Origin of the sequence: Cytobacillus sp. Bva_UNVM-123 (genome assembly GCF_046351715.2) — a bacterium.
Classification (GTDB): Bacteria; Bacillota; Bacilli; order Bacillales; family Cytobacillaceae; genus Cytobacillus.
This window is the reverse complement of record NZ_CM177772.1, coordinates 4,703,840-4,718,591: the sequence shown is the minus strand read 5'-3', so window position 1 is coordinate 4,718,591 and position 14,752 is coordinate 4,703,840. Positions and strand designations below refer to the sequence as shown.

Sequence of the window (14,752 nt, the reverse complement as noted above, 5' to 3'; positions counted from 1 at the left end):
GTAGGTGAAAATATGCGTGTAACTCAAACAATGCTGACAAACAGCAATATGAATTATATTAATCAAAACTATAACCGCTATTCAAAAATTATGGATCAAATCAATTCGGGGAAGAAAATCACAAGACCATCTGATGATCCAGTTGTGGCAATGAAAGGTATGCGTTATCGCACAGAGGTAATTGAAGTTAAACAATTCCAGCGCAACTTAAATGAAGGGTTTAACTGGATGGAAAACTCAGACGCCGCTTTAGAGGAAGCTGGACAAGTGTTGCAGCGTATTCGCGAGCTATCGGTGCAAGCATCGACTGATAACTATGGAGAAGGTGAACGCCAAAATATTGCGAAAGAGATCGAAAGACTTCAAGAGCATATTGTTGCTTTAGCGAATACGAAAGTTGGCGATAACTATATTTTTAATGGAACAGACACAACGAATCCACCGATTAACTTAAGTGAAGTCGATATGGATATTAATAAATTTATCGCGGACTTAAATGCAACACCACCTGTTGATCCAGAAGGATATGTAATCGGTTATAAAGGACAGTCATATGTATATGATTCGAATTTTGGTTCATTCGTAGTAAAGCCGATCGTTAATTACAAAAATCCTGACTATGATCCAGCAAATCCTACATCACCAGAATTTCTTAATAGTCCAAGTGAAAGCATTACAATCAATGCAAATGGGAACATTGAATATATGAAGTTAGAGACATTTAATGATCGTGACGGAGAAAAGCGGGAAATGAAGAAGGAATTAACAGATGTGAATAATCTCGTTCTTTCTAAGAAAACGGCTGTCTCTTCAAATACACAGGATGTAAAGATTGAGATAATGAAAGGTGTTACTATCCCAATTAATACAAAATCGTCAAACGCCTTTTCGGTTGAGTTGTTTTCAGGCTTAGAATCTGTTAAAAAGCTATTAAATGATCCGAATGCTAAAGGTGCCGAAATTACAAAGGCCATTGATTTAATCGGCGGATTTTTAGACGATATCGTCTCTACTCGGGCTGAACTCGGTGCTCAAGTAAACAGGATGGAAATGGTTGAGAATCGTCTTCTTCAACAAGAAGTGATCGCCACCAAAACAATGTCTGATAATGAAAACATCGATTTTGAAAGAGTCATTATCGATCTCAAGACACAGGAAAGCTTACATCGTGCTTCCTTAGCAACCGGTGCTAAAATTATTCAGCCAACATTAATGGATTTCTTAAGATAGGTTGAAGCATTAATTAATCGGAATTAAAAATAGAATTGGATGTTGGAAAGGCAGCTAACTGAACGAATAGTTGGCTGTTTTTTTATTCTTTCACGATGATAAGCATAGAATTATTTGTTTGCTTCTAGCAACTTCGATAAAATAAAGAATGAATTGGGCTAATATAAATTTAATATTATCACCCATTAAAATTCCTCATTTGATGTCGATGAGAAAAGTAAGACAAGTGTATGATCGATTCACAACACATTCGATCCGTATGCAGTTAATCTACACATATATACTGATTAATAGATAAATAAATATTCTGTTGAGAAGGGAGGCGACTTAATAAGATGCAGCTACCTCGCCTAGAATTACATAATACATTTGCAAAACTTGGAATTGAAAAACGAAATGCGACGATTCAAATTAGGCAGCCGCAGGCGGAACTAACTTATAATCAACCACAGCCAGAAGTGAAAGTGCATAAAACAAAAGGTAAATTAACCATTGATCAAACGGAGGCCTTTGCAGATGCAGGGTTAAAGCATCCATTTCGAATGACGAAGGAGCAGTTTTTTAAATCGAAGCAGAAGGTGCTACAAGCACTTGCAGCTAAAGCGGCTGAAGGCGATCAGTTAATGAAAATCGAAAATCAAAACTCAAGTGTTATCCCGCAAATTGCCAAAAACAAAAGCGAACCATCACAAAAAGAATTCAATATCGGATTTGTGCCATCATCAATGTCCAAAGTGAAAATTCATTACAAACCATCAGATAATAAAATAGATGTGAATCTAGAAAACTTTAAATTACGAGTAAAACCTCATAAGCCAATCATTAAGTTCAATCAAGGTGATTTGCAAATCTATTTAAAACAAAAGGCAAACTTACAAATTCAAGCCGTTGGTGCAACGGTTGACCAAGTATTTTAATCAATTAATTTGAAAAATTGCTGTGCTAAAATGAACAGTTTTTAAACTCTATCAATAGTACCGAACTACCATTCAACAAAAAAATTACAATAATCGTGGTGAATTTAATGAAAATCAAAACGAAATATCATGGGGAAGTAGAAATTAATGAAACAGAAATTGTCCATTTCCCTCAGGGAATTCCAAGCTTCTTAGATGAACAACAATTTTACATCATGCCGTTTGCGGATGACAGCTCATTCTTTATAATGCAATCGGTGAAAACACCAGCACTTGCATTTGTTGTTGTTAGTCCATTTGATTTCTTCCAGAACTATTCCATTAATCTATCTGATCCAATTATAGAGGCTTTAGAAATTGAAAAACAGGAAGATGTTGTCGTCTTTGCCATATTAACGATTGCTGAGCCATTCCAGAATACAACAGCCAATTTGCAAGGACCAATCGTCATTAATGAAGCAAAAAAATTTGGAAAGCAAGTTATTTTAAGCGACTCGCCATATCAAACAAAGCATTTATTGCTGCAACGCCAATCCTCTCAAGGCAAGGAGGAGTAGAAATGCTCGTATTAACTAGAAAGCTAAACCAAGCTCTTCAAATCGGGGATAATATTGAAATCAAAATTCTGGCTATAGAGGGCGAACAAATCAAAATCGGCATTGAAGCGCCCAAAAATATTGACATCTATCGAAAAGAAATTTATCTCGCCATCCAAGAAGAAAACACAAAAGCAACAACTGTATCTTTAGACCTATTAACGAAATTCAATACTCAAATAAAAAAATAAATTTTTTTATTTGAAAAATGCTAAACAACTATAAGCCATTGCCGATATTAAAAACGTATACTAGAAATTCAAACTAGGGCGGCCGACCTAGTAGAGTTTCTTTTTATAACTAAAACCACATGGATGTGGGACAAACATATTTCAAGGAGGAAACAATCAATGATTATCAATCACAACTTACCAGCTATGAACGCTTACCGTCAAATGGGTGCAAACCAACTTGGCGGCACAAAATCTATGGAGAAGCTTTCTTCAGGACTTCGTATTAACCGTGCTGGGGATGACGCAGCTGGCCTAGCAATCTCTGAAAAAATGCGTGGACAAGTACGTGGCTTAAACCAAGCTCAACGTAACTCTCAAGACGCTATTTCTTTAATTCAAACAGCTGAAGGTGCATTAAACGAAACACACGCAATCCTTCAACGTATGCGTGAACTAGCTAATCAAGCTTCTAATGATACAAACACAGATCAAGACCGTGCAGAATTGCAAAAAGAACTTACTCAATTAACTTCTGAAATCAACCGTATTGGTAACAATACTGAGTTTAACCAGAAGAAATTGTTGAATGGTTCACAACGTTTAGATGATGGTTTTGTTTCCAAAGCGGGTACAACAAGCGGTGGCGGATTAAAAATGCAAGTGGGAGCTAACTCTGCACAAAACTTCACAGTAGATATTTTTGATATGCGTGCAGAAGCATTAGGAATAGCTGGTTCAGGTGGTACTAGTGCTCAAGTAGGTTCTGCATCTTATGCAAAAGAAGGCGCAACTGGAATCAAAAATGCATCACTTACAGATACAGATGATAAAGAATACTTTGCAGCTGATGGATCCTTAAAGAAAGATGGAAACGAGTTTACAACAGAAAATGGTACTGTAGTATCAGCTGAACTTGTGGCTAAATCTTCTGGAGCTTCATTTGCAAAGGGTAGTAATAATGCTATGACAGATGTAGGTAATGCTGGTGGCTCCACAGTTCACGCATTAGATATTACATCTCATAAAGCAGCTACTGCAGCAATCTCTGTTATCGATGCAGCTATTAACCAAGTATCTGCAGAGCGTTCTAAGATGGGTGCGTTCCAAAACCGCTTAGAGCACACAATCAGTAACTTAGGCAACTCTTCTGAGAACCTACAAGCAGCTGAATCTCGTATCCGTGACGTAGACATGGCTAACGAAATGATGGCGTTCACGAAGAACAATATCCTTTCTCAAGCTTCTCAAGCTATGCTTGCTCAAGCTAACCAACGTCCACAATCAGTATTACAATTACTTCAATAATTTATATTTTAGAACCCTGGCTGTTGCTAGGGTTCTTTTATATCCTCTTCCAATTATTCCCTTGGTGAAATTTCTTAAGTTTTGCTGAATTTTGTCGATAAAATAGGTATATCATTTAGTTCGGAGGAATAACGGCATGAACCTAACTCTATTGGATAAAACATATTCATTTGATCGTAACCAACTAGGTATTCAGGCATTAATTGAAAAAATTAATAGTGAGCTTTCAACTGAAAGTCGCTTTTTTAGTCATTTAGTTATTGATGGGGTAGAGGTTTTTGAAGACCACGAGGAGTATATATTAGCTCATATTGATAATGTAAAAGATATTAAAGTGGTCGTACAAACTATTGAAGAATTTATTGGCAATCTATTAGTTTCTTTAAATACATATACACAGCGAGCGATTCCTGAAATTGAACGTCTCATCAATGAATTTTATCAAAATCCTACTGAGCAAAGCTGGCTAACACTACATCAGCTATTGGATGGAATCAATTGGATTTATGAAACGATTAAAGGTATTGATAATGCTCAACAAGAGATTAATGGTTGGGATGAGTTTATTAAAATTGTAGCAACTTTTGAAGTGGAATTGCCCAATTTATTAGAAGCGCTTGAAAATAAAGATTCTATTCTAATTGCAGATATTATTCAATATGAAATTTTACCGCAATTTCAAGTCATTCACAAAGGGACAGAAAAACTTTTTCAACAACAAAATTCAGCTAAGTAGGTAATGGCAATGAGGGTAAGTATGTATTCAGAGAAAAAGATCCTAATTATTGGTGGAACAGGAACGATAGGGCGTTACTTATTAGAAGAGCTTCTTCTATACAATCCAAGTGTAATCAGAATTTTCAGTAGAGATGAATATAAGCAATTCGAAATGCAACAAGAATATTCCGAATACAGAAATATTAGATATTTAATCGGAGATGTTCGTGATGAAAAACGCTTGTTGCGTGCAATGGAGGATATTGATTATGTATTTCATCTTGCCGCTATGAAGCATGTCCCTTCTTGTGAATATAATCCGTTCGAAGCGGTTCAAACGAATGTTATTGGGACACAGAATGTGATTCAATGTGCACTATCGGCTAAAGTAAAAAAGGTATTGTTTACAAGTACAGATAAAGCAATCTCACCAACAAATACTTATGGAGCAACAAAGCTAACAGCTGAAAGACTTATTTCAGCAGCAGACTATCAAAAAGGTCCGAAACAGACGATTTTTAGTTCTGTACGATTTGGTAATGTTATGGGATCGAGAGGTTCTGTTATTCCGCTTTTCAAGAAACAAATTATGGAGAAAAATGTAGTTACTGTAACAGATAAGCATATGCTTCGTTACATGATGACTCCATCACAAGCGATCTCGTTAATGCTTGAAGCAAACGAATTAGCTAGAGGTGGTGAAGTGTTTGTTCTGAAAATGCCAATTATCAGGCTAAGTGAATTAGTTGAAGTGTTAGTTGAACAAGTAACTAAAAAACGAGCTATACAAAATCCAATTAAAATAAAAGAAATTGGGCTCCGTCCTGGAGAAAAAATGTTTGAAGAGTTAATGACAGAGGATGAAATTCGCATCGCTTTGGAACGAGAAAACATGTATATTATACTACCTTCTTATGCTCAGAATAGACGATATAGAGATGCAAATCCAATAAAAGAACCACCAGTTGTAACTGAAAAATTGGCGATTAATAAAGAGACGTTGTACGATTGGTTTCTCAACGAACGATTAATTGATTAACAACTTAAAAGAGGGATATATATGATTCTTGAAAATGAAATATATTTAAAGCGAAACTTTCCTAATTTATATCAGTCGCTAATAGAAAATAATGTAGATACTTTGCATGTTAAACTAATAGAATCTAAAACTGGACAATCAACTATTCAATATTATATTGAGGGAGGAGCACTACTAGTTCATAGTAAATACGATCCAGAGAAGGAAGCAATAAAGTTTATTGATAGTTTTTCTGAAGAAGTAAAAAACTATGAACACGTTTTGTTTTATGGTATTGGTCTTGGTTACCATATTGAAGAATTTATGAAGCGCCATCCAGAGTATCTTTTTTCAATATATGAGCCCAAAATAGAAATATTTCAAATGTTTACGAATACGAGTAGTATAAATCAATTCCCAGTTCACCGATTGAAGGATCTTGTTGTTGAACAATCACGTGAACAGGGAAAGAGGTTTCTCAATCGTTTTATTCATGAGATTCAAGAGAGAGTATTATTAATTGTTTTACCAAGCTATAAACAAATATTTAAAGAGGAATATCGGGCATTTTTTGAAGATTTTAAAGAGGCAGTTGCTAGTAAAAGAAAAGAATATTATGTTGATCGAGCATTTAGTGTCCGGTGGACATTAAATAGCTTAATTAATTTTCCTAAGACGATACAAACTCCGAATATATTGAATGGGAAATATAAAGAATATTTTAAAGATAGGCCGTTAATTATCGTATCGGCTGGACCATCTTTAGAAGAAGAATATGATAATTTAAGAAATATAAAGGAGAATAAGCTGGCTTATATTTTTGCAGTTGGATCAGCAAATAAGGCTTTAATCGCTAAAAATATAATGCCTGATGCAGTTTGCACATATGACCCTCAGGATTATAATTATAATGTCTTTGCTACTATAATAGAACAAGGAATTAAAACTGTACCAATGATTTATGGAACGAGTGTAGGCTATGAAACCTTAAATATGTATCCTGGGCCAAAACTACATATGATTACTAGCCAAGATACAATTTCACCCTATTACTTAAAGAATGTTGATGGAAGTAAGCTTGATTTTGTTGATGACGCTCCAACAATTGCTGCGGTAACATTTCAATTGGCTGCTAAATTAGGATGTAATCCTATAATATTTGTAGGGCAGAACTTAGCGTTTAAAAATGAACAATTTTATGCAAAAGATGTTAATTACAAAAAAACAAACCGTCCAATAGATTTGAACGCTGAAGATAAAAAAGAAGTTTTGTTAGTAGAAGATGTAGTAGGAAATGCAGTTGAAACAAATCATTCCTTTAATAACATGCGTATATTTCTTGAAATTCAAATAAAAAAATTCCCTCACATTGAGACAATTAATTCAACAAAAGGTGGAGCAGCAATATCTGGAACTACATTTAAAATGCTTGAGCAACTGATTCATGAAAGTCTTACGAAACCTGTTGTTGATGATGATTGGTATTTACAAAAAAATAATCAGTATGATAAAAAGAGTTTACTAAATAGAATTGAACGAACAGAGAAGTCTATATTCGACTTTTGGAGTTTGTACAAGGAAATACGCTCATTAATTGACGCAATGAATAAGAATATTTCACTAAAAAACATAAATAAACTTTCGAAGTTAGTATTGAAATTTGACAAAATAATAAGGAAAATAATTACAAATGAGAGTTATTCTTCTTTCGTACAGCCTATTAATCGTTCTGAATTTCAAGCATTAAGTATTAGAACCGCAAATATACGTAGACAAACGAATGAAATTGAGAGAGCAAAATACATTATCGATTCATTTGTTCCATACTTACAAAGATGTAAATCTATAATGGAAGAAATAGCTGCCATAGTTTTTAAGATTCATTTTGATTTTGAAAGATTGATAAATAATAGACATTATAAATTTTATTCAAGTACTTGCGGGGCATTTAGTTTTCGAGGTAGTTGGAATAGAAAATTAATAGAAAAAGAAATATGCTTTTTTATTAGTAAAAATCAAACAGTTGATGAAACAACTTCAGTTTCATTTAGATTTACAGGTACTAAGTTCAAAGTAATTGGGCAGATAGTGGATAATTTTAATATATTTAAGGTTATTATTGATGGAGAAATTAAAAAAAGTGTAAATAAATCACGTAACTTAGGATCAATTATTTATGAAGTAGAAGGATTGTCTGAATGTGAACACATAGTAGAAATCCTGTTAATGAATAATTCTTCTTTTTTATTTTACGGTATTGAAATTGAAGAAAGTGGCAGGTTACTGCATATTGATGAAGTGTTAAGTTTAGAAGAACTAGAAAAAGGAAAAAGAATCCGTTGTCACTATCAAGCTAATATAAATAAAGTTGGTTTTATAAGTGGTTTAGGAACAGAGACAAAGAACTTTATACATCTTGAATCAGAAGGAAATCCTGATGGGGATTTTTATTTTATTATGGTTGATAAAATTGATAATCATAAAAAGCTAATTGCAGATAGAAATATACAAAACTATATTAGTTTTACAAATTTAGTTAAAGGTTTAAAGAACCAATTTGAAATTGGTGGAATTTCTGATGTGAATGTAGGTTTGTTACAGTTAAACAGAGAAAAAAACAAAGATGAATGGCTAGAATATATTGCGAACTCAGATTTAAATGAAACGGTAAACCCTGATGATGAATTTGTGTGGAATCATCATAGAATTACAGAAAGTAGACAGGGATTATACAGTTTTGTTCACTGCGATAACAGTAAAGCAATTGTTTATAGTAAATTCCATCAATTAAAAACTGGAGAATTAAATATTAACAAATATGTTGAGGTGGCTAGTAATGAGCAGGATAAACTATGGGGGTTTAGACCAGTAATTCTTATATAATGACAGGAAGGGAAAATCTCTCTATGAATATAAGTGTCTTTAAATCTCAATTGAGAAAAGAGTTTAGAGAAAAGGTTGCTGATAAAAAAATTATTGTATGGGGAACTGGAGGATTATACAGGAAATTAAAAGATTTCTTTGAAATTAATGTTAAAGAAGATGTTTTATTTTTTGTGGAGAGTGCTGGTGAAAAAGAATCTTTTGAAGGGAAAAATGTGATTAATGCAGATGGATTCTTGAGTCAATTTCCTATAAATAAGCATGCGATAGTATTAGTTTGTACGAGTGCTTGGAATAGTATAAAAAAAGTGATTTGTACAGATGTATTAAATAGTGACCTATTTTATGTTCCTTATGAGGACTTTAGTTGGGTAATTGATTGGGAGGAAACCCCAATTTTATCAACTAATAAAGATATTCAAAATCTGCTTTTGAACACGAATATGATCATTTCTGAGAAAAAAGTTAGCTCAATTGCCATTATGGTGGGAGAAAGAGTAGGTCAACCACACCCTTATTATTTCATAACACTTGGAGTACTACTTCGATTGAAGGGTATGTATGTAGAGTTTTTATTTAATGATTTATCGAATGATGGAGATTTAAGCAAGGGAGCAGGCTTTACTAAAATTCAAAATATACTAATAGAAAATTTATTAAGTAAGGTATCTGAAAAATATGGTATAGAATTTGAAAAAATTAGTGAACAAAGAGCTATTGAATTATCGGAAGAGGAAAAAAGGAATATCCACCAGTATATTTATTATAACCAGGTTTGGTATTCTAGGAATGTCATTTTAGATAAAAATGATGAGAAATTGAATATTAGAAAATCGCAATGGTTAGAAAATGCAAAATTGATAAAAGGTTTCTTGCAAAAAAATAATTTTGAAAAAGTATACACTTGGACTGGAGTCCATGGTGATTGGGCGTCATTGTATGTTTTAGCAAAGTCTCTAAAAATAAAAGTTTATTCCTCAGAATACATTCGTTCAGGATATTCTTATTCAATAGAAGGACCTACTATTTACCAAAGGGATATTAAATTAGTTGCAACAAATCTAAACGAGACACAGGAAAATAAGCTTTTGAGAATTGCAGAAACACATATTGAAACGTACTTTTCTCAGAAGACTGAGGATAAATTAAATAAGCCACTAGTGGTAATCCCATTAAATGTTTTTTGGGATAGTGCCTCCTTTTCCGACGAAGATTGTTTTATTTATTTTGATGAATGGCTCTTGGAAACAATAAATTTCTTAATTAATAAATGTAAGGTAAATGTATATGTTCGTCAACATCCCTACGAGCGGAGATTTGGTACTGGAAAAGATTTGGCTGAATTATTAATTAGTAGCTTCGGTCACTCACCTTTATTTAGATTTATTGAAGCTGATTCAGATTTTAGTACTTATAGTATCATAAAAAATGCACAATTAGTTCTACCTAACACATCTACTGTCGGTATTGAAGCAGCAATGATTGGAAAACAAGTGATTGTAAAAAATAATGTCTACTATTCTGATTCTGGATTTGTAAAAAAAGCTAATTCTAAAGATGAATACTTTACGTTAATAAAAAAGGGACTATCTACTAATAAATCTTTAAAGAATAAAGAAATAGAAAAGGCTAAAGTTTATTTCGTTTTAACGATGTTAAATGAAACGAGTTCGACATTTGGGCACTGGTTCAAAGATGTTCACGTTTGGAGTAAATCTACATTAGATGTTCTACTAAAAGAAAAACCAGTAAAACAATTATTAGATAGTATTATAAATAACCAATATCTTCTAATAAGTCGATTAGAGGAGGGGATATATGATGAAAATTTTAATAACAGGTGCTGATGGTTTCATCGGCTCACATTTAACAGAAGCATTAATCCGGAAAGGTTACACTGTTCGAGCATTTGCTTACTATAATTCATTTAATTCATGGGGTTGGTTAGATCACTCACCGAAAGAAATTAAAGAAAACTTAGATATATTTGTGGGAGATATTCGTGACCCGCATGGTGTGAGAGAAGCGATGAGAGGCTTCGATACTGTTCTTCATTTAGCTTCTCTAATTGCGATCCCATATTCATATCATTCTCCAGATACATATGTGGAAACAAATATTAAAGGCACATTAAACGTATTACAAGCAGCTCGTGATTTGGGTGTTTCGAAAGTTGTTCATACATCCACAAGCGAAGTATACGGTACGGCACAATATGTTCCTATAAACGAAGAACATCCACTACATGGCCAGTCTCCTTATTCTGCATCGAAAATTGGTGCCGATCAAATGGCTCTGTCTTTTTATCGTTCCTTTGAAACACCAGTGACTGTAATTCGTCCATTTAATACATATGGACCACGCCAATCAGCGCGAGCAGTAATTCCGACGATTATTACACAACTGGCGTCAGGGAAAGAAAAAATTAAATTAGGTGCGTTAAGTCCGACGAGAGATTTTAACTATGTAAAAGATACTGTGAGTGGATTTATTTCAATTATGAATAGCGAGAAAGCAATCGGAGAAGTAATAAATATCGGCAGCAATTATGAAATTTCGATTGGTGACACAGCAAATGCAATAGCTGAGGTTATGGGAAAAAAAATTGAAATTGAAACTGATGAAATTCGTCTCCGTCCAGAAAAAAGTGAAGTAGAACGACTTTGGGCAGATAACCAAAAGGCAAAAAAATTGATTGGTTGGGAGCCATCATATGGTGGCATTGATGGATTTAAGCTTGGTTTAAAAGAAACAGTAGATTGGTTTACAAATCCAGTTAATTTATCTCAATATAAGGTAGATGTATATAATATATGAATCAAGAAGAATGGCTTCAATTTGTAAAAAAAATAAAGATAATTTATGATAGTAAATTTATACCTCTACATGAACCTACATTCAATCACAAGGAGATTGAATATGTTACAGATTGTATTGAGTCTGGCTGGGTTTCTTCAGTAGGCTCTTACGTTAACAAGTTTGAAGAAGAGTTAGCAAAGTTTATTGGTGTAAAACGTGCAGTTGCAGTTGTAAATGGTACAGCAGCCCTTCATATTGCACTGAAAGTGGCAGGGGTAAAGGCAAATGACGAAGTACTGATACCTTCACTTACTTTTGTTGCAACCGCTAATGCAGTTTCATACTTAAATGCAATACCTCATTTTATTGATGTATCTAATGAAACAATGGGAATTGATCCTTTAAAACTTGATGATCATCTTAAAAAAATCGGAGAAATGCATGGTGGCCATTTATTTAACAAACTAACTGGACGTCATATTTCAGCAGTCGTGCCGATGCATACATTTGGACATTCAATGGATATAGATGGCATTCTTAATGTCTGTGACAGATATAACTTAATGTTAATTGAAGATGCAGCGGAGTCGCTTGGAACATATTATAAAGGTAAGCATACGGCTAGTTTCGGAAAAATAAATGCTATCAGTTTTAATGGCAATAAAATTATAACTACCGGTGGCGGTGGAGCAATTGTAACTAATGATGATGAACTTGCAGATTACGCTAAACACTTAACTACTACCGCTAAATTACATCATCGTTGGCAATATGAGCACGACGAAATTGGCTACAATTATCGAATGCCAAATATTAATGCGGCTCTTGGTTGTGCACAAATGGAACAGCTACCACATTTTATTGAACAAAAACGCGGATTAGCAGATATATATGAAAAACTTGTAAAGCAACTCACAGGTGTAAAATTATTTAAGGAGCCTTTACACTCCAGAAGTAATTATTGGCTACAGACAATAATAATTGATGAACAGTATGAGTTAGAAAAAGTACTTGAATTTTTAAACGAGCAAGGTATTATGAGTCGTCCTATTTGGACTCCGTTGCACCATTTACCAATGTACAAGGATTGTCCTAAATCAGATTTATCAGTGTGTGAGTCACTATATAAAAAAACTTTAAACATACCAAGTACTCCTATAACGGTTGAAGAAAATGAATAGCGCATTCGTTACATTTGTTTACCCTAGAGCAAAGAGGTTTTTTAATAATTTTATTAAATCTATTGAGTCTCAATCAGTAAAAAAATTTAAGTTAATACTTTTTAATGATGGCTGCTCTACAGAGGAACTTAAATTATTTCACCTATCAGGCTTAGATATTCATATTGAAGAGAACAATTGTTCAAGTATTGCGCAAAATAGACTTAAAGCGATAGATTGGTTATATGAAAGTAATTACGATTTCATTATATTTGGTGATATAGATGATACATTCGCACATAATAGAGTAGAAGTGTTGATGGAGACCTTGAAAAAACATCCTATAGTAATAAACGAATTACACTTGATTAATCATAAAAATAAAGTAATCCAAAGAAACCTTGTGGAGACATATTTATATAAAAAAAAGGTCATAAATAAATCAATGATTAGGGAATGTAATTTAATTGGATTCTCTCATTTGGCAGTTCATAAAAAAACCTTAAATGTCCTTAGAAATATTTATATTGATGAAAACCTAAAAATTGTTGATTGGCTATTTGCAAGTTACCTATTAATAGATACTAATGCGTTCTTTGAAAATAGAACGTTTACAAACTATGTTCTACATGAGAATAATATTGGATTAAATGATGAGGATTCTATTGAGACTTATATGTTTATATTAGATACAAAAATAATCCAGTATTCGCACATTACAGATTTCGATGCATGGTATTCAAAAGAACTTAAAAGACTGGAAAAGCTCAAATTAAACATTGAAAATGATTTGAGGGTTGCAAAACGCTTTCAATCATATATGAATAAACAAAAAAAAATATACTATCCATGGTGGACACAAATAAAAAATAGTGAGGAGCTAGAAAGTGAGATTTATTTTTGAAGATATTAAGAATTTCAGTAAACCGTATATAATCGCTGAAATCGGAGCTAATCACAATGGAGATTTAAATTTAGCAAAAAAATTAATAGATCAGGCTGTTAGTGCGGGGGCAAATTGCGCGAAGTTTCAATCTTGGACGAAAGATAGTGTGTTTTCTAAGAAAGTTTACGAAGATAATTATTTTTTAGGAGATGATTATCGTAATAGGAATGATTATACATTAGAAGAAATAGTTGAAGAATTTAGTTTTGACAAGGATGATTTTAAAAAATTAAAACAATATTGTGATGAGAAAAATATAGATTTTGGTTGTACACCTTTTTCGAAAGAGGAAGCAAATTTTCTTGTAGATGAATTGAAAATTCCATTTATTAAAGTTGCATCAATGGACTTGAATAATTACCCTTTTCTAGAGTATCTTGCAGCTAAAGAAGTTCCAATTGTATTAGCTACTGGTCTATCTGAGATATCAGAAATTGATGAAGCAATCCGCTGTATTGAAAAATATCATAATAAAATCGTGTTATTGCACTGTGTTTCTAACTACCCACCAAGAGATGAAGATGTTAATTTGCGAAATATAACTATGCTTCAAGACTATTATAAACCATATAGTGTTGGTTTTTCTGATCATACAATCGGGGTTGAAATACCATTAGCTTCTGTCGCTTTAGGCGCCTCGATTATTGAAAAACACTTTACTCTTGATAAGGAAATGTTTGGCTGGGATCATAAGGTATCAGCAGATTATAATGATTTAGTACAAATAGTTGAGGGTAGTCAAAGAATAAGTGAAGCATTAGGAAGCTATAGACGTCACTTAACAAAATATGATGAGGAAAAAATTCCAGCATTTAGAAGAAGCATTGTAGCGGCTAAAGATATTCTGAAAGATAAAATTATCGAAATTGATGATTTAGATTTTAAAAGACCGGGAACAGGTATAGAACCTAAATACATAAATTTTATAGTTGGAAAAAAGGCAAAGAGACACATAGTATATGATCAACTTTTAACCCATGAAGATTTTTAAAATGAAAGGGATATTCT

The 14,752-nt window shown here is 33.1% G+C and carries 13 protein-coding genes; all 13 read left to right on the top strand.

All coding sequences use genetic code 11. The features are described 5' to 3' along the window. Positions 1-12: 12 nt before the first annotated feature. The 13 genes from flgL to KDN24_RS24130 all read left to right on the top strand — a co-directional run bounded on the left by flgL (position 13) and on the right by KDN24_RS24130 (position 14,735). A complete protein-coding gene (gene flgL / locus KDN24_RS24190) occupies positions 13-1,230 on the top strand; it encodes a flagellar hook-associated protein FlgL (RefSeq protein ID WP_491348203.1) in 1,218 nt (405 codons plus the stop codon). Positions 1,231-1,565: 335 nt separating this feature from the next. Continuing rightward, a complete protein-coding gene (locus KDN24_RS24185; protein WP_409973287.1) occupies positions 1,566-2,147 on the top strand; it encodes a DUF6470 family protein in 582 nt (193 codons plus the stop codon). A gap of 107 nt (positions 2,148-2,254) precedes the next feature. Next, positions 2,255-2,704 (top strand): flagellar assembly protein FliW, encoded by a 450-nt coding sequence (gene fliW / locus KDN24_RS24180; RefSeq protein WP_409973288.1) that lies wholly within the window; start codon positions 2,255-2,257, stop codon positions 2,702-2,704. Positions 2,705-2,706: 2 nt separating this feature from the next. Further along, positions 2,707-2,934, top strand: a complete 228-nt coding sequence (csrA, locus tag KDN24_RS24175; protein WP_409973289.1) for a carbon storage regulator CsrA — start codon at positions 2,707-2,709, stop codon at positions 2,932-2,934. A gap of 159 nt (positions 2,935-3,093) precedes the next feature. Continuing rightward, on the top strand, positions 3,094-4,221 hold the full coding sequence (locus KDN24_RS24170; RefSeq protein WP_409973290.1) for a flagellin N-terminal helical domain-containing protein: 1,128 nt from the start codon (positions 3,094-3,096) through the stop codon (positions 4,219-4,221). A 136-nt stretch (positions 4,222-4,357) separates the two neighbouring features. Further along, on the top strand, positions 4,358-4,957 hold the full coding sequence (locus KDN24_RS24165) for a DUF8042 domain-containing protein (protein WP_409973291.1): 600 nt from the start codon (positions 4,358-4,360) through the stop codon (positions 4,955-4,957). Between the two features lie 9 nt (positions 4,958-4,966). Then, positions 4,967-5,977, top strand: coding sequence for a polysaccharide biosynthesis protein (locus KDN24_RS24160; protein ID WP_409973292.1), 1,011 nt, complete (start codon positions 4,967-4,969; stop codon positions 5,975-5,977). Between the two features lie 21 nt (positions 5,978-5,998). Continuing rightward, positions 5,999-8,839 carry a 6-hydroxymethylpterin diphosphokinase MptE-like protein gene (locus tag KDN24_RS24155; RefSeq protein WP_409973293.1) on the top strand — a complete coding sequence of 947 codons (2,841 nt, stop codon included), beginning with the start codon at positions 5,999-6,001 and terminating at the stop codon, positions 8,837-8,839. 23 nt (positions 8,840-8,862) lie between these two features. Continuing rightward, positions 8,863-10,686, top strand: coding sequence for a hypothetical protein (locus KDN24_RS24150; RefSeq protein ID WP_409973294.1), 1,824 nt, complete (start codon positions 8,863-8,865; stop codon positions 10,684-10,686). Further along, positions 10,661-11,656 (top strand): NAD-dependent 4,6-dehydratase LegB, encoded by a 996-nt coding sequence (locus KDN24_RS24145; RefSeq protein WP_409973459.1) that lies wholly within the window; start codon positions 10,661-10,663, stop codon positions 11,654-11,656. Before KDN24_RS24150 ends, KDN24_RS24145 begins: the two co-directional genes overlap by 26 nt. Continuing rightward, the gene (locus KDN24_RS24140; protein ID WP_491348202.1) at positions 11,653-12,819 is read left to right on the top strand and encodes a LegC family aminotransferase; all 1,167 of its coding nucleotides are present in this window, start codon (positions 11,653-11,655) and stop codon (positions 12,817-12,819) included. The genes KDN24_RS24145 and KDN24_RS24140 overlap by 4 nt, the downstream gene beginning before the upstream one ends. Continuing rightward, the gene (locus tag KDN24_RS24135) at positions 12,812-13,702 is read left to right on the top strand and encodes a glycosyltransferase family A protein (protein WP_409973296.1); all 891 of its coding nucleotides are present in this window, start codon (positions 12,812-12,814) and stop codon (positions 13,700-13,702) included. Before KDN24_RS24140 ends, KDN24_RS24135 begins: the two co-directional genes overlap by 8 nt. Continuing rightward, complete coding sequence (locus KDN24_RS24130; RefSeq protein ID WP_409973297.1) at positions 13,686-14,735, top strand: N-acetylneuraminate synthase family protein; 1,050 nt, start codon at positions 13,686-13,688, stop codon at positions 14,733-14,735. The genes KDN24_RS24135 and KDN24_RS24130 overlap by 17 nt, the downstream gene beginning before the upstream one ends. Positions 14,736-14,752: the final 17 nt, after the last annotated feature.

Bases quoted from the DNA above. Each gene is read 5' to 3' on its own strand.
- KDN24_RS24145 (WP_409973459.1), top strand. From the start codon at position 10,661: ATGAAAATTTTAATAACAGGTGCTGATGGTTTCATCGGCTCACATTTA.
- KDN24_RS24155 (WP_409973293.1), top strand. From the start codon at position 5,999: ATGATTCTTGAAAATGAAATATATTTAAAGCGAAACTTTCCTAATTTA.
- KDN24_RS24160 (WP_409973292.1), top strand. From the start codon at position 4,967: ATGAGGGTAAGTATGTATTCAGAGAAAAAGATCCTAATTATTGGTGGA.
- KDN24_RS24135 (WP_409973296.1), top strand. From the start codon at position 12,812: ATGAATAGCGCATTCGTTACATTTGTTTACCCTAGAGCAAAGAGGTTT.
- KDN24_RS24165 (WP_409973291.1), top strand. From the start codon at position 4,358: ATGAACCTAACTCTATTGGATAAAACATATTCATTTGATCGTAACCAA.
- KDN24_RS24170 (WP_409973290.1), top strand. From the start codon at position 3,094: ATGATTATCAATCACAACTTACCAGCTATGAACGCTTACCGTCAAATG.
- KDN24_RS24185 (WP_409973287.1), top strand. From the start codon at position 1,566: ATGCAGCTACCTCGCCTAGAATTACATAATACATTTGCAAAACTTGGA.
- csrA (WP_409973289.1), top strand. From the start codon at position 2,707: ATGCTCGTATTAACTAGAAAGCTAAACCAAGCTCTTCAAATCGGGGAT.
- KDN24_RS24140 (WP_491348202.1), top strand. From the start codon at position 11,653: ATGAATCAAGAAGAATGGCTTCAATTTGTAAAAAAAATAAAGATAATT.
- flgL (WP_491348203.1), top strand. From the start codon at position 13: ATGCGTGTAACTCAAACAATGCTGACAAACAGCAATATGAATTATATT.
- KDN24_RS24150 (WP_409973294.1), top strand. From the start codon at position 8,863: ATGAATATAAGTGTCTTTAAATCTCAATTGAGAAAAGAGTTTAGAGAA.
- fliW (WP_409973288.1), top strand. From the start codon at position 2,255: ATGAAAATCAAAACGAAATATCATGGGGAAGTAGAAATTAATGAAACA.